We start from the raw sequence: 23,740 nt of genomic DNA, 5'->3' as shown, positions 1-23,740 counted from the left end.
TTAGCAAGCCCACCCGTGTGAACCTCTCGAAACGTTGAATCCAAACTCACCCATCCTCGGCATCGATCTCGGCACCACGAACTCCCTCGTCGGTGTCGTTGACAGCGGCTTTCCCATCCTGCTCGCCGATGAAAACGGCAGCCGCAGCACCCCCAGCGCCGTGTGCATGGCCCAGGATGGCAGCATCTCTGTCGGAGCCGTGGCCTTGCGCCAGCGCGCCCTTCACCCTACTCGCACGATCACCTCAGTGAAGCGCCTCATCGGCCGCCGACCCGGCGAAGCCGGATGGACGCCCCCTTATTCGCTCAGCGAATTGAAAACCTCCCCCGTTGAAGTCTCGGCGGAAATACTGAAGCACCTCAAAGCCGTCGCAGAACGCGCTCTGGAACAGCCCGTTTCACAGGCCGTCATCACCGTCCCCGCTTACTTCAACGACGCCCAGCGCAACGCCACCAAGCGCGCCGGTGAACTCGCCGGACTCGAAGTGCTGCGCATCCTCAGCGAGCCCACCGCCGCCGCACTCGCCTACGGTCTCGACAAACTCACCGAGCATCAAAAGATCGCCGTCTATGACCTCGGCGGCGGCACCTTCGACATCTCCGTTCTCGAAATGCGCGACGGCACCTTCCAGGTGCTCTCCACCGCTGGCGACACCCAGCTCGGTGGCGATGACATCGACCGCCTGCTCGCCGAATTCATCGCACAAAAACTCGCGCTGCCCTCCCACGACATCCGCGTCCTCGAAGCAGCCGAGTCCGTCAAAAAACGCCTCTCCACCGATGACAAAGCCTCCTTCAACGGCCTCGACATCACCCGCGCCGATCTCGAAAAAATCGCCCGCCCATGGATCGAGCGCACCCGCATCCACTGCCTGCGCGCCTTGAGCGATGCCGGCGTCAAAGCCGAACAGCTCGATGAAGTTATCCTCGTCGGCGGCAGCACCCGCATGCCCTTGGTGCGCGACTACGTCCGCGAAATCTTCGGCCGCGAACCCAATACCTCGCAGAACCCCGACGAAGCGATTGCCCTCGGTGCCACCATTCAGGCAGGCATCCTCGGCGGCAGCCTGCGCCAGGTCCTCCTCCTCGATGTCACCCCGCTCTCGCTCGGCATCGAAACCTTCGGCGGCTTGATGAACATCATCATCCCGCGCAACACCACCATCCCCGCCAAGGCCGGCGAGATGTTCACCAATGCCGTCGCCAATCAGGACAGCATGCTCATCCGCATCCTCCAGGGCGAACGCGAACTCGCGAAGGACAACTGGGAACTCGGCCGCATCGAAGTCCCCTTCCCCCCCGGCCCCAAAGGCAGCGCCCGCGTCGGCGTGCAGTTCAGCATCGATGCAGACGGCATCCTGCACGTGCTCGCCCGCGACACCGCCACAAACCAGGACACCACCCTGCAAATCAGCGGCACCGCCGTCGATGTCGAGGACGAACGCGTCGAGCAGATGATCTCCGAGAGCGTTGATTTCGCCTTCGAGGACATGAACGAACGCATCTGGACGGAAGCGAAGCTCAAAGCCGAAGAGCTCCTCCCCGCCGTTGATGCCGCACTGGATCAGCTCGGTGATGCCATCAGCACGGAAGAGAAATCTGCCGTGGTCAGTCAGGCCGCCACGGTGCGTGTCCTGCTTGACGCCACGGATCATGACGCCAAGGCTCTCAAAGCCGCCACTCAGTTGCTGGATGACGCCACTCAATCACTGGCCGTGATGCTGATCGACCGTGCCATGGAGGAATCTCTGGTCCGCCGCGGACTCGTTTGATTTTCCAGTTCCCATCCTTGGAGCAGACGGCTACGCTCCGCCGCAAATGATCGTTTTCACAGGGCATGAATGAGAAACCTCAACATGACGGAGCCATGGCATGGACACCGCCATCACCAGAGCATCTGCAGGCCATGCTGCCTCAGTATGATCAGTGGGAGATGATCGGCTGCGGTGGCATGGGCGCCGTCTACAAGGCACGACAGACTTCTCTCGACCGACTCGTGGCCATCAAGGTGCTCCCACCCCAGGTGGCGGAGGACGAGGCCGAGTACATCGAACGCTTCAAGAACGAAGCACGCACGATGGCCAGGATGAATCATCCCGCCATCGTCGCCGTGTACGATTTCGGCGAAACCCGCGATGAACTCCTCTACATCGTCATGGAGTACATCGACGGCACGGACGTGGCCAAGATGATCCAGTCGCAGGGCAAACTGCCGGTTGATCACGCGCTGGCCATCACCGCCCACGTCTGCGACGCGCTTGCTTATGCTCATGAGCACGGCGTCGTTCACCGCGACATCAAGCCGGCGAACATTCTCATCAACATGGAAGGCGCCGTGAAGGTGGCCGACTTCGGTCTGGCACGCATGCACGATCCGGGGCAGTCCGGCAGCCTGACCCAGGAAGGCACCACGATGGGCACCCCGGACTACGTCGCACCAGAGGTTCTGGTCATCGGCATGCAGGTCGATGGCCGCGCTGATCTCTATGCCGTGGGCGTGATGCTCTACAACATGCTCACCGGCAAAATCCCACGCGGCAATTTCCAAATGCCCAGTGAAAAAGTGGGCTGCGACACACGCTATGACGCCATCATACGCAAAGCGATGGAGCAGGATGTCGCCAGACGCTATCAGTCCTCTCGCGAACTGCGCCGTGATCTCGATCAGATCCTCACCGTCCCCGTCGCCAAAGAAAAACCGGCACGTCAAGCACCCGCCGGCGGCATGCTGCCTCGCCAGCCTCTCCCTCCCCCGCCGCCCCCAGGCACCCCATGGGGCATGATCGCCGCCGCCCTCATCGTCGTCGGCGTGGCCGCAGTACTTCTCTTGCGGCGTGGTGAGCCGCCCCCGGCTCCACCTGCACCCGCAGTCGCAGTCGCTCAGACCGGGCCCGCAAAACCGGAGCCTCCTCGACCACCATCCAATCAGACGTCACCGAACGCAACGGCCCCCGCACCGGTCGTCGTGCGCACGGACCCCAATGCCCCCAAGGGCAGCCCGCTGTCCAAGCTTCCTGTGCTGAGTTACAACGGGCACCACTATCAGATCGTGGACGAACGGATGAACCAGCTCGACGCCCAAAAGCACGCGCAAAGTCTCGGCGCCCATCTGGCCACGATCAACAGTCAGGCTGAGCAGGACTGGATGAACCGAGTGCTGCCTCCCTTTTTGAAACAGGTTCCGCAATCGATGGCAACCATCGGCGGCCTGCGCAAAACGGGAGTCTGGCAGTGGGTCACGGGAGAACCTTTTGAATTCACCCGCTGGGAGAATACCACGACCGCCTCATCTGAGCCGGAAAAAAACTTCGTTCTGAAAATCACCGCAACATCCAATACCAAAGCGGAGTGGGGCTTGGGCGGTGTCACTGCCGGACGCGCCTTCATTCTCGAATGGGATGCCGCACCATCAAAAGCGCCCGCGCCCGCCCCCGCGCCCGCCCCTCCGCCACAACCCGTAGTCGAAAGCGCTGGCTCGAAACGCCTGCGCGAACTGGATGCCAGCTTCCGTGCCGCGCTGGAGCGTGACGTGCTGGCAGTTCATCGCACCGCGCTGGACGACTTGAACACCAAATACCTCGCCGCATTGGATCGTGCGCTGTCAGCCGAGACAGCCGCTGCGCGCCTGCCCGAAGCGCTTGCCCTGCGTGAGGAACAGCAGCTCATCAAAAGCCACAGCCCGCTGCCTGCAGAGGATGCTCCAAATCTCCCTGCGCCGCTGAAAACGCTGCGCTCCACCTACCGCACCAGCCTGCGTCCCATCGAGACCACCCTTAACAACGGCATCATCACCCTCTTCTTGAAGTACGAGGAAGTACTGAAGGCCGTGCAGGCGGAATGGACCCAGGCCGCAAAGTTGGATGACGCCAAACTCGCCGATGAACGGATCGCCAGTCTCTCCCGCGAACGGGCCGCGCTTCTCAGTGAGGCCAAGGAACTCCTGCCAGCAGGCAAGGAGATGGTGCTGCAAAAAAACGACCGCTTCATTTCTGCGGAAAAGTTCACGCCGCCCGTGGAGTTCACCCTCGTGCTGAAAACTCACAAGGATGATCTGCGCCTGGCCTACACCGCCAGGCAGGTGATCTTCAACTGGGAAAAAAATCAGGACGAACTCCGCATCGACAAAGATCCCGCCGGTGCCCGGCATGTGCCCGGCATGGGACGCATCCCCGAAGACACCTTTGTCACCATCCAGTGGCGCATCATGCCGCACATGCAGAGCATCAGTGTCGATGGCAAACGTCGTCTCCTGCACTTTGGCGACTACTCCAAAGTGGACAACCCACTGGAAATCTTCCCGCTGAACCACGCCGTCACGATCAAATCCGCCAAGGTGAAAACGCTGGATCTCCAGACCGTCGAAGACCAGATCTCCAGCACTCCCGCAATGCTGGACCCGTTTCTCAACAAAGCCGAATGGACTGGCAAACTCACAATTCCTGCGGGCACCTACCATCCCCTGCGCCGCATCGACATCGGTGCTCCCGGCAAAAAAGACCCCGGAGCCAATTACGACGAGCAGCGCGCTGATGTCACCAGCCTCCCCGGCATGCGCATCGAAAACGTCCGCTTCCATCTGCGTGAAGGCTCCTGGCAGGCCGTCGGCGGCCATTTCCGCGATGTAAAGATCACCGCCGATCTCGGTGGCAGTTTCGATGCACGCGACAGCCTGTTTCAGGACTGCCTGTTCGCCAAGGAAGGCCCTTGGGGAACAGCCTACTTCAGCACCAAATGGCACTTCACCAACTGCGTGCTCCTCGGCTCCTTCATGCAGGGCTGGAGAGTGAGCGACGTGGGCATGAAGCTCGACTCCTGCACCCTGCTCGACCTCGATCTGGGCCCCATCGTGTTTCGGGAGGATGCCAACACCGAGTTGACCAAAGACTGGCTTAGCATCCAAAACTGCCGCTTCATCAACTGCCGTGTCCCCGAAAGCTTTGCCCTCGCCACCCGCAACTGCGTTTTTGAAAAATGCACCTTCGGCGCCCCCGAAGAAAAGCTGCCGGCCAAATCACCGCTCAACGCCACCATCTACGTGCAGGACTGCACCAACCAGCCCCAGACCGGCCCCGGCCGCACCATCGAGGCCAAACCCGCCACCCAGCTCACCACCAAGCCCGGCGCCACCCTCCCCTACCTCTTCAAAAACGGCCAGCTCGACTTCCAAACTCCGCCTCAATAAGTCAGGCATTCGCCGGCGTGTGATGGATATGGTGACAGCCCGTCCCTCCGAATATGGACTGCGGTTGCGAAGTGAGGAACGAACGCAGCTACCGCTTTCGACGGACTCGGTGGCGCACGCGTACCAGAAAAAGCTCGAATGCGGGAGCCGGTAATCCTTCGCCAGCCGTTCTGCTCACCCACACCACGGGCCACTCGAAAGCCACAGCTCCGCAGCCGCCCTCCAAAAGCGCTTCTCATGGCCTCAGGCTAAAAATGCCACTCCTTCCGGAACTCAGTCTCGGAAAATGCCATAGCGTAGGGCAACGCCCATGACGTTCTAAGTCTCGGAGGACAGGGATCGTCCCGATTCCTCACGCATCTCACCGCCCACCGCTTCCGCACATAGCGCATTCAAATAATTTCATAACCTTCTTGGTGCATAACATCGTGAGGACATTGAGCGAATCCGCTCTCCCCACCGACGATATTGCAATGCCCAAGACCTTCTTTGGGGAACCGTAGCGAAGCGGAGATAGACGAAGTCAAAGATAAGGGTGAGGGGATTCGTTTTGTGCCCGTACGATGGCCTGAGTTTCCACTCATCCATCACCCCAAACACTTCGCATCAAAACTCACCGCGCAGCCCCGCTCCCATTCTGCTGGAAGTAAGCGTCACGCATGCGGCGCAGCTCCTCCAGCCGGGAGGAAATTTCCGTGTGCTCACGTGCCTTTTCGACCTTCTGCTGCGTCACGAAATGATTGTTGCTGCCAAGGTTCCGCCACGGACCGGCGGGCACTTCACTCACATCCACAAAACGCCAGTCGCAGCGCCCGCTGCTGGAGATGCCAAGGTAGTCACGCACTCCAGGCGAGATGTCGATCCCCGCACCGCGGTTGCTTGTGTTCTTGGGGCGTGCATTGCCGAAAACGTAATCATGGTCATCCGTCACAAAGGGGCCGCAGTCCTCCCACTGCGCGTAGCAGACGCGGTTGCCGTAGCGAATCGCGATCCACTGCCCTTTCAGCACCGTTTTGCCGGACCGCACAAACTTCTGCTTGAACCACGGGATCACTCGGGAGGCCTCGGGCTTGTGCGAATTGTAATCAATGCAGTCATTGTACGGCAGCGCCACATAAAACGGGTTCTGCTTCGGCGTGAATCCTACGGGCGTGTAATTGTCCGTCCGCTTCGTCGGATCGGGATCATCATAGCCGCCGAAGTTTTGCATCCACTGCGTGTCCCAGGAGCTTTTGTCGTTGGGCGTGGGATTGTTTTCCGTCGGCTGCTCCCCCACCCAGAACACCGTGGCCACGATGTCCAGCTTCCACGGATAGCGCGCGTATCCCAGATGCGGCATCGACGAGCTGAAACTGGGCACCGTCGCGGAAATGTTGCGTGGAGGCGATGATTGAGTCTGCGCAGGCGCGGCGGATTTGCTTTGGGCAGTCGGAGCAGTCCCCGCCTTTTTCAACGCCGCAGCAGCTCCTGTGGCTGAAACCGAGGACGCCCCCTGACCAAACGCCGACACCGCCGCCACGAGTGACGCGACGACGACGAATGAACTGAGTGAGCGTTCAGCGAGCATGGGGGTGGAACCTAATTGCGAGAATTGTAGCAGCTTACCATGGTAAACTGCAATCTGTAATTCACCATGTAAGGCGCAGCTGCCAGGTGGGGAAAGCGAATCTCAATCCACCAAACAACCGCGCTAAATCATGGACAGATCAGGCCCTGCGCTGTTCAAAACCAGCGACTTGCCCGCCATCGGACCAAAGCGGGAGCGGCAGCAATAATTTCAATAACGGCGCAACGTGGAGTCCTGCGGGGCCCGCGTGTCATCCGTCTGCGGATAGTCCAGCGTGTAATGCAGTCCCCGGCTTTCGTGTCGGCGGATGGCGCATTCCACGATGAGGGACGCCGTTTCCACCAGGTTGCGCAGTTCCAAGATTTCGCTGGTGACGTGGTTGTTCCAGTAAAACTCCTGCACCTCCCGCTTGAGGTTGCGCAGACGCGCCGCCGCACGCTGCAGACGCTTGTTCGTGCGCACGATGGAGACGTAATCCCACATCAAACGCCGGATTTCATCCCAGTTGTGGTAGATCACCACGAGTTCGTCATTTTCCACCACCCCGCTGGTCTGCCAGGGGCGGAGTTCGTAGCTTTGCTCGGCGACTTTTCCCTGCGGGATCTTTTTGATCAAATACGCCACGGCACGCTGCGCGGTGACGCAGCACTCCAGCAGCGAATTGCTCGCCAGCCGGTTCGCCCCATGCAGCCCGGTGCAGCCCACCTCGCCCACGGCGCAGAGCCCCCGGATGCTGGTGGCCCCGTTCACGTCCGTCAGCACGCCACCACATTGATAATGAGCGGCAGGCACCACCGGAATCGGCTCCTTGGTGATGTCGATGCCAACATCCATACAGGCCTTCTGAATGTTCGGAAAGTGGCTCGCAATGAATTCAGGCGGCCGATGACTGATGTCGAGATAGACACAGGGGCCGCCGGTCTTCTTGATCTCATGGTCGATCGCACGCGCCACAATGTCACGCGGTGCCAGCGAGCCACGCGGGTCGTAGCGCTGCATGAACTCCTGCCCGTCTTTGCCGATCAAACGCGCTCCTTCACCCCGCATCGCCTCGCTGATGAGGAAAGAACGCTTCTGCGGATGGTACAGGCAGGTCGGATGAAACTGGATGAACTCCATGTCCGAAATCGTGGCCCCGGCGCGCCAGGCCATGGCCACACCATCACCCGTCGCCACCATGGGATTCGTGGTGTACAAATACACACGCCCACACCCGCCGGTGGCAAGGATGACTCGATCCGAGCGGAAGGTGTGTACTTCCCCGCTGGTCTCATCCAGCACATAAAGCCCGAGCACACGGTCCTCAGAGACGAGGCCCAGCTTCGCCGTCGTCAGGATGTCGATGGCGTAATGGTTTTCGTAGATCGTGATGTTCGGATTGACACGCACGGCTGCGAGCAGCTTCTCCGTGATCTCCCGTCCGGTGGCATCCGCCGCATGCAGCACACGGCGCGCGGTATGACCGCCTTCCCGGGTCAGGTCAAACTCCAGATGCCCGTCCACCGCCTCACGCTGGTCAAAATGCACGCCCCACTTCACCAGATCGGCGATGCGCGCCGGCCCTTCGCTCACGATCGTGCGCACAGCGGCCTCTTTGCACAAGCCTGCCCCGGCGATGAGCGTGTCGCTCACATGCTTCTCGATGGAGTCATTCTCCGCCGTCACACAGGCGATGCCGCCCTGCGCCCAGTTCGAGTTCGAGTCCAGCGCACCGCGCTTGGTGATCATGACCACCTTGCCATGCTCGGAGGCATGCAAGGCCGAGACCAGTCCGCCTGCCCCGGTTCCGACGATGATAAAGTCTGCCTCAATCATGAATTGTGGTGACTCTTTCGTCGCGGAACCGCCAACATGCAAACGTACTACCAGCTTGTTCCCAAACTCCAGCGCGTCGCGAGGTCCAGCAGATCCGGGCGCAACGGCCATTCATCGGCACGCGGCTCCTGGCCTTCATGACGGTGGCTGGCTCCCTTGAGCGCCATGCAGCCGGTGTTGTCACCGATCTGACGGATCGTTTCGATCTCCTCAGTGGACAGGCACTGCTCCGGCAATGCGGCAAGATCATCCAGCTTGCTCTCAATCGTGCGGGCACCTTCACCGTGCTCCTGGATCAGGGTCGGCACCACGCTCTTCACCGCCGTGTTGCCCAAGGTCCACAAACAGGCGAGCTGCAGCATGGACAAGCCATGCTTCTCCGCAATCGGACGCACTTTTTCAAGCTTCTCGATCCCATGTTCAATCCAGTCGCCCGGACGGTGCGTACGGTGGTCCCCATCACGGAATTTGTGGCCCGGCTTCACGTCATCGTGAAACAGACCGCCGTAATCCACCACCCGCGCCAAAATATCCACATTGTTCTTCGCTGCAGCTCCCAGCACATGCTGGCCCGGCCAGGGCTCCAAGGGATTCAAAATGATCATCGCCCAGTCCATGCGATCCCCAAAACGCTCAAAGCACTCGATCATGTCCAGCGTGAAACCATTCGCCGGCCCAGGTGCGATGCCCAGGCGGTCCGTCAGGCCGTCCGTTTTGAGCGCCGTAAACGCATCCCACACCTTCTCGCTCGTGTAGCTGATGCTGTCCGGGTTGTGCAGCATGAGCAGGTCAAACTTCGAAGTCTGGCAGCGCTCCAGGCTCTTCTCCGTCGCCATCTTCAGATAATCATAATACTTCTCCGGCCCGCGCAGCGTCGGATCCGTGAAACGCGGGTAGCCACGCGACCCCTGCCGGATGCCCTCATAAATGTCATGACCCACGATGCCCACGAGGCAGTATTCCTCACGCGGGATGCCCTTCAACGCCTCGCCCAGCAATGCATCCGCACGGCCCACGCCATACACATCTGCCGTGACAAACGTGCGCACGCCTTTCTCAAATGAATCGCGCATGAGCTGCATGTAATGCTCCTCGGAGAGCTGTTCTCCGTAGTGCATGAAGCGTCCGCCGCTCCAGGTGCCGTAGGCTGTTCGTGTCAGATTCATAAAGGGTCAGGTTGGGGTTTGAGGGGGAGGATACATAACGATTCCGCCCTCTGTTTCAAACACGGATCATCCCTGAAACCACCAACGCCCATGATTTGACAAAATTAGCCAGCTGCGACACCTCGCCAGAGTCCACCTACTCCGCCTCATGAAAAAGCCGTCCGCCAATCGCAAAACCAGCGCCCCGGCCCAGGCGAAGCCAGCCAGCCTCACCCCTCTCCTCACCGAAGTCCGGCAGCTCATCCAGAGCGCCCGCCGCGGCGTGTCCACCATCGTGGACACCTTCCAGGTGATGACCAACTTCGAAATCGGCCGCCGCATCGTCGAACACGAGCAAAAAGGTGCCAAGCGTGCAGCCTATGGCTCAGAGCTGCTAAAGGAGCTATCCACACGCCTGACGGAGGAGTTTGGGCGTGGCTTCTCGCGGTCAAATCTTCAGAACATGCGCTCATTTTTCCTGATTTGGGAAGACCGTGTCCCAAAGATTTGCCAACAGCCTATTGGCAAATTGGTAGATGCCGAGATTTCGCAGCAGCCAATTGTGATGTTGGATGCCCTACAAATTCCCCAGACAGTGTCTGGGAAATCAGTATCAAAAAAGATTCGCCAGCAGCCTATTGGCAAATTGGCAGACACATCAATTTCCGAGCAGCCCATTCGGAAATCTCCCTTCACCCTGAGCTGGACCCACTATCAAGTCCTCCTCACCGTCAAAGACCCCGACGAACGCAGCTTCTACGAAATCGAGGCCACCAACGCCGGCTGGTCCGTCCCCGAACTCAAGCGCCAGAAAGCCTCCTGCCTTTACGAACGCCTCGCCCTCAGCCGCGACAAGGAAGGCATCCGCAAGCTCTCCCGCGAAGGCCAGGTCATCGTCCGGCCTGAGGATCTCCTGAAGGAACCGCTCGTCCTCGAATTCCTCGGCCTCGATGACAAAGCCAGCTACTCCGAGAACGACCTCGAACAGGCCATCATCGACCGCCTCGAACACTTCCTTCTCGAACTCGGCAAAGGCTTCCTCTTCGAGGCCCGCCAGAAACGCTTCACCTTCGATGAAGACCACTATTTCGTCGATCTCGTCTTCTACAACCGCCTCCTCCGCTGCTACGTCATCATCGACCTCAAGCTCGACAAACTCACGCATCAAGACCTCGGCCAGATGCAGATGTACGTAAACTACTACGACCGCGAGGTGAAGCTCCCCGATGAAAACTCCACCATCGGCCTCCTCCTCTGCAAGTCCGCCAAAAAGACGGTCATCGAACTTACCCTCCCCCAAGGCGCGAACATCCACGCCAAGGAGTACAACCTCTACCTGCCGTCCAAAGAACTGCTGAAGCAAAAGCTCGATGAGTGGAGCGCCGCCGTGACCAAATAACCGTCAGCCCCTCACCCCGCCGCCGTCTTCACCAGCAGATCCGCGATCTTCTCGGCCGAATTCTTCACCGCAAGCTTCAGCGCCGCCTTCTTCATCTCACCCGCCTTGCGCGGGTCATTGATGATGCTGCGCACGGCATCAGCCAAAGTGTCGGCGTTCAACTCACTCTCACGTATCAGTCTGGCTGCCCCCGCCTTGTCAAAAATCTCCGCATTGCGGGTCTGATGATCCTCGGCGGCATGCGGATACGGTACCAGCAGGCTCGGCACGCCGAAGTAGGCCAGCTCAGACATCGATGAGGCCCCCGATCGTGCAATGGCCAAATCCGCCGCGCGATAGGCCAGATCCATGCGATGGCAGAAGGCGGCCACGTGCTGCTTGAGCATCGGAATCTTGGCGTAAACGTCCCTCACCTCTTCGTAATCGGTCGGTCCGGCGATGTGCAGCACCTGGATGCCCATTCTCTCAAACTCTTCCAGCGCCATGCCCACGGCACGGTTCACTCCGCGCGCGCCCTGGCTGCCGCCCATGACAAGCAGCGTGCGCCTGTCCTTGTCCAGCTTGAAGAAGGCTCGCGGGTCGTCGTTGTTCGCCTTGCGCATGCTGCTGCGGATCGGCGTCCCCACCACGCGCACATCCCCAAGCTTCGGGAAGTGCTCCTTGCAGGCTTCGAGGCCGCACAGCACGATGTCGCTGTAGCGTGCATTGAGTCGGTTCGCCTTTCCGGGGATGGCGTTGCTTTCGTGAATCAGCGTGTGGCAGCCCTCTTTGCGCCCGGCATACAGCGGCGCAAAGGACGTGAACCCGCCCATGCCCAGCACCACGTCCACATCATGGTCGCGGATGATCTTCCGGCAGGCCTTCGTCCCCTTCCAGAGCCCCTTGAGGAAGCCAAACATCTTCGGCGACCACGGTTTCGGCATCGCCAGAAACGGCATCTTCTCAAACCGCAGCTCCGGGTGCCCCGAGGCGGCCAGGGTGTCGATCTTCTTTTCGCTGATCAGCAAAGTCACGTCGTGACCTCGGGAGGCAAGCACCTCACCAACGGCTATCCCAGGGAACAAATGCCCCCCGGTGCCACCACACGCGATAAGCACGTGGATGGACTTCGAATTTTTCTGTTTCACTAAGATTCAAAAGGCTAAAGCTGTGGAGTCCAGCGGCGCTTTCTGCGGATCACGGGAAGCTGATCCCAGGTCAGATGAACGCCCTGGCGGTGGATGTTGATCAGGATGCCGACCGCGACCATCGCGGCAACGAGACTGGACCCTCCGTAACTTACGAAAGGCAGCGGCAATCCCTTGTTCGGCAGCAAAGCAGTGGTCACGCCCATGTTCAAGAGCGCTTCCATTCCCAGCAAAAATGTCAGTCCGGCACCTAAAAGCTTGCCAAACCGGTTCGGCGCGTACGCGGAAACGACCATTCCTGCCATCACCAGCACCGCAAAAGCCAGTACCACGGCCGCCGTACCGCGCAGTCCCAGCTCCTCTCCCACCATCGGGAAAATGAAGTCCGTGTGCGCTTCAGGCAAGTAGGAGAGCTTCATGCGCCCCTCTCCCAGGCCGCGCCCTTCCAGCCCGCCGGACCCAAACGCCAGCTTGGACACCCACTGCTGCAAACCCAGGTCCTCCTTGTGGTTTTCGAGGTCAAAGGTGACCATGATTCGCTCAAACCGGTTCGGCAGGAACTTGACCCCCGCCGCGAGGCCGCCGCCGCAAAGAACGACGATGATCGCCAGGTAGCGCATCTTGGTGCCCGCCACGAACATCACGCCAAGGCCCACCGCCGAGGCCAGCAAGGCGCTGCCAAGGTCAAATTCGCAGCCGATCAGGGCCACGATGCCCAGCAAAATCAGGCCCGGCAGCACAAAACCACGCCAAAAAGTGCGCGTCAGCTCCTGATGCATCCCAAACCACCCCGCCAGGGCGATGATCAACGCGATCTTCGCAAATTCAGACGGCTGCACACGAAACCCGCCCACGCCCAGGGCCTGCAGCCCGATCCAGCGCCTCGATCCATTGATTTTCACCCCGATCATCGGCACGTAGCACAGCGCCAGCAGCACCGCAGCGGCGATCAGAATATGCCAGCGCCACCGCATCCACACGTTGTAATCCACCACGGCCATGATCACGCACACCACCGTCGCAGCACCCAGCCAGCCGAGCTGCCGCCACAGGGTCACGTAATCCTCCCCGCCCTCATGCGCGACCTGAAACGTCGTGCTCGCCAGCATGGTGATGCCCAGCGCGATCAATGACAGCGCCGCAAGCAGGAACAGGAGGATGGAATATTTGGCCATGAAGCCGGAAACGAGAATTTACTTCGCAGGGATCACCAGCTTCATCCCGTCACGCATGGAGTTGGGATTCTTGATGTTGTTCGCCTTCTGAATCGCGGCCACCGAGACTCCATACTTCGTGGACAAACGGTAAAGCGTCTCGCCTGACTTGAGCGTGTGCGTGCGGCCAGCGGATGTCTTGGCCACCGTTTTGGGCGGAGCGTCAGCCGCCACTTTCTTGGTCGGCTCGGCCTTCTTCGTTGCCGGAGGTGCCTCGGCGATCTTTTTCAGCATCTGCGTGGGCGGCGGCACGGGGTTTGGCTTCGCCAGCGGCTTGGCTTCTGCTTTCGCCACGGGCTTGGGTTCATCACGATCCCGGTCCCGCGGCCTCACAGCTTCCACCTTCGGTGCGTTTTCCTGCAGCAGTGAAACAACATTCGGCTTGGTAGGCGGTGGCAGCGCGACGGCAGCACTGGCAGGCGGTGCAGATGCCGTGGCCGGTGTGTCTGCTTGTGCCACGAGCGAGACCGTCGCAGGCGGCGCTTCGTTCGGAGCCACCAGCGAAATAGGCGTCATGGTGGCCGCGGACAGACTGGCAGGTGCCTCAGACGGCTTCACGGCCTCGCTGGGGACTTTCGTCGCCGGCGGCTGGTCGCGGACCACAGGGACGGCCTTCGGCACATCTTCCACGATCGCCATCGGCTTCAGCGTCTTCGGATTCACGGGGATCGCGCTCGGTACGGCCTGCTTCGGCACGCGCAGCATCGTTCCCGGGCCAATCTGGATTCCCTTGTCGATCAGGTTCAGCCGTGTGATCTCCGCTTCCGTGGAGCCAAACTTGGCCGCGATGGACTTGATGGAGTCACCCGACCGCATCTCGTAGTTGTCAAACTGCTCCGTGTCCGCCGCCGCCTGCGCCTGCGCAGTGACGACTTCCGGGGAGGCCATGGGCAGTCCGTTGCCAGTGCTCACCGCACGTGCAGCCTGCGTCACCGTCTGCTGCGGCTTCGCGTCATCACCCATGAAATCATAGATGATGATGCCGCCGATGAGCACGACGTGGATCAGCAGCATGACCACAAACATGCGCGCCATGCCTGAGTTCGGCTCATGCTGGTTCCATTCACCCTCTTCCGTCACGAGCGCCACACGGTGGCGGTGCCGCTCGCCGTCCATCAGGTTCAGCAGCAGCTTGGTTTCTTTGGGCTTGGGTTTCATCTTCATAGGACCTTGGGGTCTGGGATTGTCGGGATTCGGGGTCTTTAAATTCAATTCAAGGCGTTCACGGCCTCACGAAAAACATCACCGCGCTGGGCATAGCCGGTGTACATGTCAAAAGAGGAGGTGCCGGGGCTGAGGATGATCGCATCCCCCGCCTGCGAAACTTCCGTGGCCAGACGCACCGCGTCCGCCATGTCGGCGGCGCACTGGCAGGGCAGCAGATCGCCAAAGGTTTGCTTCAGCTGCTCGGCGATCTCGCCGATCAGTACCATCGCACGCACCTGGCCATTCAGCTCCGCGCGCAGGGGCGTGTAGTCCAGTTCCTTGTCCTTGCCGCCGGCGATCAGCACGATCGGGCGCTCCTGCGAACGCAGGCAGGCTTCCAGTGCATGCAGGTTGGTCGCCTTGGAGTCATTGATGTATTCGCGGTCGTGGAGCGTGCGCACCAGTTCGCAGCGGTGCCTTGGCGGCTCGTAGCTCTCCATCGCCTTCAGCATGCTGGAATACTGCAGACCAAACACCCGCCCGGTCATCAGTGCGGCGAGCACGTTCTCCATGTTGTGTTTGCCACGCAGTTTCAATCCGCTGGCGCTGCCGATCTCCTCGCCCAGATGATAAAAGCTTCCGGCACTGTAGGTATAGCCCGCCTCCGCACCATAGGCCGAAAAGGTCCAGCGCTGCGCTGCGCCGGACGACACACTCTCACCCGCGCGTACGATGGCCACATCGTCCGCCGTGACGTTTTCAAACACACGCGCCTTCGCGGCAAAGTATGCCTCCATGTTCGGATAACGATCCAGATGATCCGGTGCAAAGTTGAGCCACAGGCTGGCCTTTGCACGGAAGTCACGGATCGTCTCAAGCTGGAAGCTGCTGATCTCAAGCGCGAGCACATCGTAACGTACGCCGCTGGCGACGACTTCACTCAAGGACACCCCATGATTGCCGCAGGGCAGCGATTTCATGCCACAGCCGTTGAACAGCGTCGCAATCAGCTCCGTGCAGGTGCTCTTGCCGTTCGTGCCGGTGATCGCCACCAGCGGCATGTCGGTCAGGTGAAAGGCAAACTCCGTTTCACCCACCAGCGGCACGCCTGCATCCGTGAACTTTTTCGGCAAAGGCCAGTGTTCATCCAGCCCGGGGCTGATGATGACCTGCTGGAAATCACCGGGCTTGACCACAAGATCACGCGCTGCCTGGCCGAGCACACAGTGGAAATCCTCGACCGGCTTCGCCTTGTCTCCCTCGTCAAAAATCGTCACCTCCGCGCCATGCAGGCGCGCCAGACGTGCGGCTCCGAGGCCGCTGCGTCCAGCACCGAGAATGGCAAAATGTTGTGAGGCGAAGCGCATGAAAATTATCGAAGCTTGAGCGTGGCAAGACCGAGCATGGCGAAGAGAAGCGAGAGCACCCAAAAGCGCACAATGACCTGGTTCTCATGCCAGCCGCCCAGTTCAAAATGATGATGAATCGGAGCCATGCGGAAGATGCGCTTGCCGCGCTTCTTGAAGCTCCAGACCTGCAGAATGACGCTCATCGCCTCCATCACGAACACACCGCCCACGAGTGCCAGCACGATCTCCTGCTTGCACCCGATGGCCAGCGCCGCAATGCAGCCGCCCAACGCCAGCGAACCCGTGTCTCCCATGAACATCTTGGCCGGATGCGCATTGAACCAAAGGAAGCCGAGGCAGGCGCCCGCCATCGCCATCGCCACGATGGGCAGTTCATTGGCCAGGCTGTTGTGCGCCACGCCGAGGTATTCAGAATACTTCGCGTTGCCGCAGATGTAGCCAAACGCGGCATACGCCAGCGAGGTGGTGATCGAGCACCCGGTGGCTAGCCCGTCCAGGCCGTCCGTGAGGTTCACCGCATTCGAAGCCCCAACGATGATGACGGCAAAAAATGCCACGGCAAAAAGGTGCATGTCCGGAATCACCGCATCCTTCACAAACGGAATGTAAAGCGCGCGCAGCGTGATGCCGTTGTCTCCCGGCACCGCATAGGCAAACAGCAGCCCCGCCACCACCGCCACCGAGGTCTGCCAGATGAGCTTGGTCCGGGCGCTGACGCCCTTGGAGTTCTTCTTGCTGATCTTGAGGTAGTCATCCCGGAAGCCCAGGGCACCGAGACCAATGGTGGTGAACAGCACTGTCCACACCATGATGTTGTCCCACTTCGCCCACATCAGCGTCGAAATCACAATCGCCGAGAGAATGAGCAGGCCGCCCATCGTCGGCGTCCCCGCCTTCTTGCCGTGCAGTTCATGCAGCTTGTGCACTTCCTCCGCGGTGCGGATTGGCTGGCCCATCTTCAACGAGATCAATTTCCGGATCAGGCGGTCCCCATACATCAGCGAAAGCGCAAACGCCGTGACTGCAGCGCCACCGGCACGGAACGTGTGGTACTTGAAGAGATTGAGAATCTTGTACAGAGCGGCGTCATCGCTGATCCATTGATGAGCGAAGAGCCATTCCCTGAGTTCGTAAAGCCAGTACATCATGAGGCGGAAAAATGCGTGAGGACCTGTTCCATGCGCGCGGAGCGGCTGCCTTTCAGCAGCACCACGTCTCCTTCGCGCAACCACTCACGCAGACGTGCGGCACAAGAGGCTTGATCGGAAAAATGTTCGGAGGGCACCGCTTTCGAGGCTTCGGTGATCCATGCGGCTTCGTTGCCGCCCACGCTGAACACGGCGTCCAGCTTGAGCGAACCGGCAAACTCGCCCACTCGGCGATGTTCCGCTTCCGCAATCGGCCCCAGCTCACCCATGCGGCCCAGCACCGCCACACGGCGGCTGCCAAAAGAACCCAGCGTGCTCAGCGTGCGCAGCCCGGCGATCATGCTGTCTGGGTTCGCATTGTAGGAATCATCAATGAACTGGATGCCATTCACCACCTTCGGCTCCACACGCCCGCCGGTGAGCTTCGCCTGGTTCAATGCATCCGCGATGTCCGCCGGCGCAATGCCCTGCCTCCAGCCCATGCAGGCGGCCAGCGCGGCATTGCCCACCATGTGCTCGCCGAGAATCGGCAGACGCGTTTCCACCTTCTCACCGCCAAAGTCGAGCGTGAAGGTCGTGCCGGTCGCATCCGCGCGCAGATGGGTGGCCGCCACATCGCCGCATCCCACACCCGCCATCGAGACACTGCCCTGGCAGTGACGCGCGATGACCTCGCTGTACTTGTCATTCGCATTCAGCACCACCACGCCGCCGGCGCGCACATTCGCTGCCAGCGTGCCCTTTTCCCAGGCGATCGCGTCCTGCGTGCCCATGAATTCGATGTGGGCCATGCCGACGTTCGTGATGATCCCCGCATCCGGTTTGGCAATGTCGGTGAGCACTTTGATTTCACCCGCATGGTTCATGCCCATCTCAGTCACGCAGCACTGGTCGCCTTCGCGCAGAGAGAGCAGGGTCAGCGGCAGGCCGATGTGATTGTTCAGATTGCCAAAGGTCGCACGCGTCTGGCATTTGCGCGCCATGATCACGGCCGTTAGGTCCTTGGTCGAAGTTTTGCCGTTGCTGCCTGTCAGGCCGATGATCAACGGAGCATGATGGTCGCGATACGAACGCGCCATGTCCTGCAAGGCCAGCAGGGTGTCACCCACCTCGATCACCGCGCACGGCAGCGTGCCCCAGGCCGGATTGACTTTGCTGACCACCACGGCCGCCGCACCAGCCGCAGCCACCTGCGGAATGAAATCATGCGCATCAAACTTGTCGCCCACCAGCGCCACGAACACCTCGCCGGCGGTGATTTTCCGCGAATCGGTGTTCACATTCGTCACTAGACGCGCACCATCACCACGCAGGGTCCCTGCGGCGAATTGGGCTAGCGTCTGGAGTGAAATGGGAATCATCGATTGAATCTGTCAGGTCGGTCAGGTCCGGGGCGGTCGGGTCGGTCAAACCCGCCACGCATGGCCTCGCGTTCAGCCTCTTTTTCTTCGCGCTCAGCAGCACGTTCAGCTTTGAGCTGGTGAAGGAAGTAGCGGGCGATTTTGCGATCATCGAACGGATGCTTTTTACCCTGAATGTCCTGATAGTCCTCATGCCCCTTGCCGGCGATGAGCACCAGATCTCCGTCCCACGCATTCTTCATCGCCGTCTGGATGGCCTCACGGCGGTCCATGATGATGGCGTGTTTTTGCGGACGGGCGAAGCCAGCCTTGGCATCGTCCAAAATCTGCTGCGGATCTTCGGTGCGCGGATTGTCGGAGGTGAGCACGCAGATGTCGCTGCCAGCTTCTGCAGCGGCGGCCATCTTCGCACGCTTGGAGCGGTCCCGGTCTCCTCCGCAGCCAAACACCGTGATCAGACGGCGCGGACGTAGCGCGCGCGCGGTGCGTAGCGCGTTCTCCAGACCGTCCGGCGTATGCGCATAATCAACGAAGACATGGAAGCGTGAATTTTCAGACACTCGTTCCATGCGTCCCGGCACCTGCGGTGCGTTTTGCAGGCTCTTGATGGCTTCACGCAGGTTCAAGCCGACGCCCTGGGCCGCGGCGAGCGCGCCGAGTGCATTGTAAACGTTGAAGTCGCCAATGAGCGGCAGGCGCACCAGAAAGCTGCGGCCTTTCGCTTCGAGTTCGAACGTCGTGCCGCTCATATCGTAGCGCACATTGATCGCCCGAAACTCACAACCGACCCCGAAGCCGAAACGAACGACGCGGCCGGTGTGCTCAAAACGCTGCACAAGTTTGCGACCCCAGGAGTCGTCACCGTTGATGATCAGGGCCGAGCGCTTCGATGAATCCGCGGTGATCTGAAACAGCTTCACCTTGGCCTCGAAGTACTTCTCCATCGTACCGTGGTAGTCCAGATGGTCCTGCGTCAGGTTGGTGAAAATGGCGGCCGCAAACGGCAGGCCATAGATGCGGTCCTGATCCAGCGCGTGGGAGGACACTTCCATGACGCAGGCGCGGCAGCCGTTGCCACGCATGCCTGCCAGCAATCCCTGAATTTCGAGGGATTCCGGCGTGGTGTGTGAGGCAGGCACGTGCTCACCGTCACCGAGGTCATAAAACACCGTGCCCAGCAATCCGCTGCGCATCTGCGCAGAATTGAACAGATGGTGCAGCAGAAACGCCGTGGTGGTCTTGCCATTCGTGCCAGTGATCCCGGCAATGGTGAGCCCTTTGGCCGGGAAGCCGTTCAGCGTCGCAGCAGCCTGCGCAAGAGCGATGCGCGACTGCCGCACATGCACCCACGGCACCGTGCAGTCATCCGCCGGAGCCTGCTCGGCAATGATCGCCGCAGCACCGAGTTCGATCGCCTTGCCAATGAAGGCGTGACCATCCACATGCGTGCCACGAATGGCGACGAAGGCAATGCCCGGACCAACCAGACGCGAGTCGTACGCGAAGCCGGTGATGTCAGTGTCGAGACTGCCGGAAACCGCCGGCTTGTCGAGATAGGGAATAATGTCGCGAAGTATCATTGAACGCCTCCTTTGGCTGCCACCTTGACGGGGCGTTCGTTGCGGATGGCCAGATGATCCAGCGTCTCCCGCACCACTTCAGCAAAAATGGGCGCCGCGATGCGGCCGCCACGCACCATCGCGGAGCTTTCGGCTTTCGGGTCGTCGAGCATCACGAGACAAACGAGCTTGGGGTTGTCGATCGGGGCCATTCCAACAAAGGAGGTCAAATAGGTTCCGTCGATGTAGCGTTTCTTCTCAGGATCGTAGCGGCGGGTGGTGCCCGTTTTACCACCAACGCGCACCTCAGGCAGCGCCGCGCGCTTGCCGGTGCCTTCAGTGACGACACCTTCGAGGAAATCGCGCAGGGTGGCGGCGGTCTTTGCCGTGCAAACCTGCCAGACAGGCTGCGGCGGCATGATTTCAGTGTCGCCGTTCGGCTTGACGATGCGGTCGATGAGCCGCGGTTTCATGAGCACGCCGCCGTTGGCAATGGCTCCATAGGCCATGCACATCTGCAGCGGGGTGACTGATACTTCATATCCAATAGGCATGCGTGAATAGGTGGTGTTGCTCCACTTGCCGGTATTAAGGCGGCCAGCTTCTTCGCCGACGAGTCCGATTCCGGTGGGAGCACCAAATCCAAACCTTGTGGCATAGTCGAGCATCATGTCCTGTCCAACACGTTTGCTGATTTTGTACATGCCAATGTTGCTGGAATGGACCAGCACCCCCTTGACAGTTTGCATCCCCAAAGGTTCGTCATCACTGAGTTTCACCTTCCTCACCGGGTCTTCAAAGTGCATGTTGCCGCAGTCGATCATCTCCCCCGGGCTGACTTTGCGGTTGTCCAGTGCCGCCGCCAGAGTGACGACCTTGAAAATGGAACCCGGCTCATAAGAACCTGCGATGACGTGGTTGGTCCAGGTGCTGACATCCGGGTTGCTCAGATCACGGTGTGGCCGCGCCGCCATGGCCAGTACGGTGCCCGTGGACGGCTCGGTCACGACGATCACCACCCGGCGGGCTTTGTTGGCCTTCCAGGCCCGCTCACAAATCGCCTCAACGTTGTCCTGTAGCTGCATGTCGATGGTGAGATGCGCATCGCTACCGTTTTGTGGTTCAATGACTTGCGTGCGATAAGAAGGAAGTTCGTGCCCCGACTTGTCACGCTCGATCAACTGCTCGCCGGGAATACCGGTGAGCTTGGCATCCATGAGCTTTTCGACTCCCCAGCGCCCCTTGTTGTTGACGTCGGTGTCGCCCAGCACCAGCGACAGGCGATCCTGGGCCGGGAAACGGCGTGCCACCGTCGGGCGCGTGTAGATGCCGAAAACATGCTCATCCTTGAACAGCTTGCTCCACTGCTTCGCCGTATCTTCATCCACCAGTTTCGCGAGGACAACTTCCGGTTTGTCTGAGTCAATCTGGCTGCGGATTTCCTTCTCGGACTGCGGGAGGATGCCCGCCAGCACCTTGGCCACATGCTCATGGTAGGCGGCAATCGTTTCCGCCTCGCTCAGCTGTGCACGCAGCTCCACGGCCTTCACACCGCGGATTGCCGCCAGCTGATGCCGCACCGTGATCAGCTCACGCAGATGCGTGCGGTCCGTGTACAGCTCACGCACATCTTCATCATGCGCCAGGTATTCACCGCTCAGATCCTTGATGGCACCACGATGCGCAGGCAGCACGATGTGCCGCTGATACTTTCTCGCCGCCAGTCCCACCAGACGCGGCGATTCCTTGATCTGGATGACTGCAAGACGCCACGTCACCAGCGAAAAGCCCGCCAGCAGCACAAACAGCAGCAGCAGCATGCGGCGGCACACCGGACGATCACGGCGGAGCTGAATTTGATTTGGCAGGGGCTGACTCACGGGGCCTTGGGCATGATTTGGGCGACAGATGGATCCGCAGCCGTTGCAGCGGCTTTCGCCGGCGTTTCAGGCAGGGGTTTGAGAAGAAGAATTCCATGCTTCGTGATCGGACGCAGCAGGGTCCCCGCATTGGTGAGGCGCGGCTGCACACGGTCGCGTGTCAGCATCGTCTCAATGCGGTTGTTCAAAGCGAGAATCTCCGCATTCAGCAGGCGCATCTCGGCTTCCACCTTGCGCTGCTCCTCACCGATCGCACGCACCCGGTTCTTGCTCACCACGATGCCCAGGCCCACCAGTGCGAGCGATGCGACAACAATCAAGATCGCCGTGATCGTGGAAAGACCAAGGCTGTTGCGGTAGCGGTTGCGCTGGCGTGGTTTCATTCGGGGAGTCGTTCGGCGACGCGCAGCACCGCGCTGCGCGCACGTGGGTTCAGTTCGATCTCTTGCGGCGTCGCCTGCACAGGCTTCCGCGTGATAAGTTTCAGCACGCAGTCCGGGTTTTTGCGTGCTTCCGGCCACTCAGGCCGGTCAATGAACGGCGCTGAAAGGTGCTGCAGCGTCTGTTTGACGATGCGGTCCTCCAGCGAGTGAAAGGAAATAACAGCCAGCCTGCCACCGGGCTTCAGCCAGCGCGGCGCTGCGGCAAGAAAATCGTGCAGAGCGGCCAGCTCATCATTCACCGCGATGCGCAGTGCCTGAAACACCAGCGTCGCCGGATGCCGCTTCCCACGCTTCGGTGCCGCGATGGAAACAATCTCAGCCAGTTGGAAGGTCGTACGAATGGGCTTCGCCGTGCGCGCTTTGACAATCGCCCGCGCAATGCGCCGGGCGTTGGGCTCCTCGCCATACTCAAAGAAGATGCGCATGAGTTCCGCCTCATCCTCGGTGTTCACCAGGTCTGCAGCCGTGCGTGGCGATTCCGTGTCCATGCGCAGGTCCAGTGGGCCGTCTCTCATGAAAGAGAAGCCGCGTGCCGCATCATCAAGCTGATGGCTGGAAACCCCGATATCGACCAGCATCCCGTCAAAACCCGAGACCCCGGTCTCATCCACGATCTGCGGGAAGTAGCGGAAGTTGCCGCGCAGGGCGCAAAACTGGGCCGCATAAGGCTTCAGCCGTTCCGTCGCGTGTTTCAGCGCATTCTGATCCTGGTCCATCGCCACCACTCGCGCTCCATGCTGGAGCAGCGCCTCGGAATGTCCGCCGCCACCCAAGGTGCCATCGAAAAAAAGCTTACCCGGGGCGGGCTGCAGCATGGCCACCACCTCAGCCAGCAGCACAGGGGCATGGTAAAAAGGCAGATTTCTCACAGCGGCTTCAGATGGAGTCGGTTCTGGTGCATCCCCCCCTCCCCCAGCGCCTTGGCGTGTCACCAGCGTGCCACGCCCCCAAGGCATCAGGTCATCCATGGCGTCCGTGGCACCGAACCAAGCCCATCCGCCCACTTGAGTAAATTCAATCAGTCTGGAAATCCCAGCAAACCATTCCCTCACGAACGACCGCTCCCGTCGGACTGGCCGAGGGAAGAGTCGCGACAAAGGGAAACCTGTTGTTGAGAGCGCGTTCATCAAAGAAGCGGAAGGGCAATGCTGTCGATTGTTCGAAACGTGACAGAAAAGTCGTAAACCTAAAATTCTAACCAGTCCTTATAATCGACAGACCTCATTCTTGGCAATCGTCTATTTTCAGAATTTTCATCTTCTTATAGAATGATGATAATACTGTTCATTCGAGCAACTAGAGGTTTTAGAGATACCCTCAAATGGAAATGGCCAGTGGATCGTTGTGTCTCAACAACAGCCTTCACCCGCCCCACTTGAAAACCA

General features: G+C 60.2%; 16 protein-coding genes. 3 read left to right on the top strand and 13 right to left on the bottom strand.

Annotated features, from left to right (window positions below):
- Window positions 1-34: 34 nt before the first annotated feature.
- Together AC24GY_RS07510 and AC24GY_RS07505 are read left to right on the top strand one after the other, a co-directional pair.
- A complete protein-coding gene (locus AC24GY_RS07510) occupies window positions 35-1,771 on the top strand; it encodes an Hsp70 family protein (RefSeq protein WP_487681648.1) in 1,737 nt (578 codons plus the stop codon).
- A gap of 65 nt (window positions 1,772-1,836) precedes the next feature.
- Window positions 1,837-5,181, top strand: a complete 3,345-nt coding sequence (locus AC24GY_RS07505) for a protein kinase domain-containing protein (protein WP_487681646.1) — start codon at window positions 1,837-1,839, stop codon at window positions 5,179-5,181.
- 613 nt (window positions 5,182-5,794) lie between these two features.
- Here AC24GY_RS07505 and AC24GY_RS07500 read toward each other — a convergent pair.
- The 3 genes from AC24GY_RS07500 to AC24GY_RS07490 form a co-directional block, all read right to left on the bottom strand.
- A complete protein-coding gene (locus AC24GY_RS07500) occupies window positions 5,795-6,748 on the bottom strand; it encodes a hypothetical protein (protein WP_422320452.1) in 954 nt (317 codons plus the stop codon).
- A 210-nt stretch (window positions 6,749-6,958) separates the two neighbouring features.
- The gene (nadB, locus tag AC24GY_RS07495) at window positions 6,959-8,563 is read right to left on the bottom strand and encodes an L-aspartate oxidase (protein WP_487681644.1); all 1,605 of its coding nucleotides are present in this window, start codon (window positions 8,561-8,563) and stop codon (window positions 6,959-6,961) included.
- A 47-nt stretch (window positions 8,564-8,610) separates the two neighbouring features.
- Window positions 8,611-9,729, bottom strand: a complete 1,119-nt coding sequence (locus AC24GY_RS07490; protein WP_422320454.1) for an aldo/keto reductase — start codon at window positions 9,727-9,729, stop codon at window positions 8,611-8,613.
- Between the two features lie 148 nt (window positions 9,730-9,877).
- On the opposite strand from AC24GY_RS07490, the gene AC24GY_RS07485 reads away from it, so the two are divergent.
- A complete protein-coding gene (locus tag AC24GY_RS07485; RefSeq protein ID WP_487681641.1) occupies window positions 9,878-11,107 on the top strand; it encodes a PDDEXK nuclease domain-containing protein in 1,230 nt (409 codons plus the stop codon).
- Between the two features lie 11 nt (window positions 11,108-11,118).
- On the opposite strand, the gene murG is transcribed toward AC24GY_RS07485, so the two are convergent.
- The 10 genes from murG to rsmH are packed head-to-tail and all read right to left on the bottom strand — an operon-like array spanning window position 11,119 to window position 23,224.
- Window positions 11,119-12,234 (bottom strand): undecaprenyldiphospho-muramoylpentapeptide beta-N-acetylglucosaminyltransferase, encoded by a 1,116-nt coding sequence (murG, locus tag AC24GY_RS07480; RefSeq protein ID WP_487681639.1) that lies wholly within the window; start codon window positions 12,232-12,234, stop codon window positions 11,119-11,121.
- 14 nt (window positions 12,235-12,248) lie between these two features.
- Complete coding sequence (locus AC24GY_RS07475; protein WP_461525854.1) at window positions 12,249-13,409, bottom strand: FtsW/RodA/SpoVE family cell cycle protein; 1,161 nt, start codon at window positions 13,407-13,409, stop codon at window positions 12,249-12,251.
- Between the two features lie 18 nt (window positions 13,410-13,427).
- Complete coding sequence (locus AC24GY_RS07470; protein WP_487681637.1) at window positions 13,428-14,606, bottom strand: LysM peptidoglycan-binding domain-containing protein; 1,179 nt, start codon at window positions 14,604-14,606, stop codon at window positions 13,428-13,430.
- 50 nt (window positions 14,607-14,656) lie between these two features.
- On the bottom strand, window positions 14,657-15,961 hold the full coding sequence (gene murD, locus AC24GY_RS07465) for a UDP-N-acetylmuramoyl-L-alanine--D-glutamate ligase (RefSeq protein ID WP_487681635.1): 1,305 nt from the start codon (window positions 15,959-15,961) through the stop codon (window positions 14,657-14,659).
- A gap of 5 nt (window positions 15,962-15,966) precedes the next feature.
- Entirely contained in the window at window positions 15,967-17,112 is a 1,146-nt protein-coding gene (gene mraY / locus AC24GY_RS07460) for a phospho-N-acetylmuramoyl-pentapeptide-transferase (protein ID WP_422320460.1), read from the bottom strand.
- Entirely contained in the window at window positions 17,109-18,473 is a 1,365-nt protein-coding gene (locus AC24GY_RS07455; RefSeq protein WP_487681633.1) for a UDP-N-acetylmuramoyl-tripeptide--D-alanyl-D-alanine ligase, read from the bottom strand. Before AC24GY_RS07455 ends, mraY begins: the two co-directional genes overlap by 4 nt.
- Window positions 18,470-20,053, bottom strand: a complete 1,584-nt coding sequence (locus AC24GY_RS07450) for a UDP-N-acetylmuramoyl-L-alanyl-D-glutamate--2,6-diaminopimelate ligase (RefSeq protein ID WP_487681631.1) — start codon at window positions 20,051-20,053, stop codon at window positions 18,470-18,472. The genes AC24GY_RS07455 and AC24GY_RS07450 overlap by 4 nt, the downstream gene beginning before the upstream one ends.
- Window positions 20,050-21,912, bottom strand: coding sequence for a peptidoglycan D,D-transpeptidase FtsI family protein (locus tag AC24GY_RS07445; RefSeq protein ID WP_487681629.1), 1,863 nt, complete (start codon window positions 21,910-21,912; stop codon window positions 20,050-20,052). The genes AC24GY_RS07450 and AC24GY_RS07445 overlap by 4 nt, the downstream gene beginning before the upstream one ends.
- The gene (locus AC24GY_RS07440; RefSeq protein ID WP_487681627.1) at window positions 21,909-22,295 is read right to left on the bottom strand and encodes a hypothetical protein; all 387 of its coding nucleotides are present in this window, start codon (window positions 22,293-22,295) and stop codon (window positions 21,909-21,911) included. The genes AC24GY_RS07445 and AC24GY_RS07440 overlap by 4 nt, the downstream gene beginning before the upstream one ends.
- A complete protein-coding gene (gene rsmH / locus AC24GY_RS07435; RefSeq protein WP_487681625.1) occupies window positions 22,292-23,224 on the bottom strand; it encodes a 16S rRNA (cytosine(1402)-N(4))-methyltransferase RsmH in 933 nt (310 codons plus the stop codon). Before rsmH ends, AC24GY_RS07440 begins: the two co-directional genes overlap by 4 nt.
- Between the last annotated feature and the right edge of the window lie 516 nt (window positions 23,225-23,740).

It is taken from the genome of Prosthecobacter sp. Pr1 (genome assembly GCF_057652315.1).
Note: the sequence above shows the minus strand (reverse complement) of the source record. Positions and strands in the feature narration are given on the sequence as shown.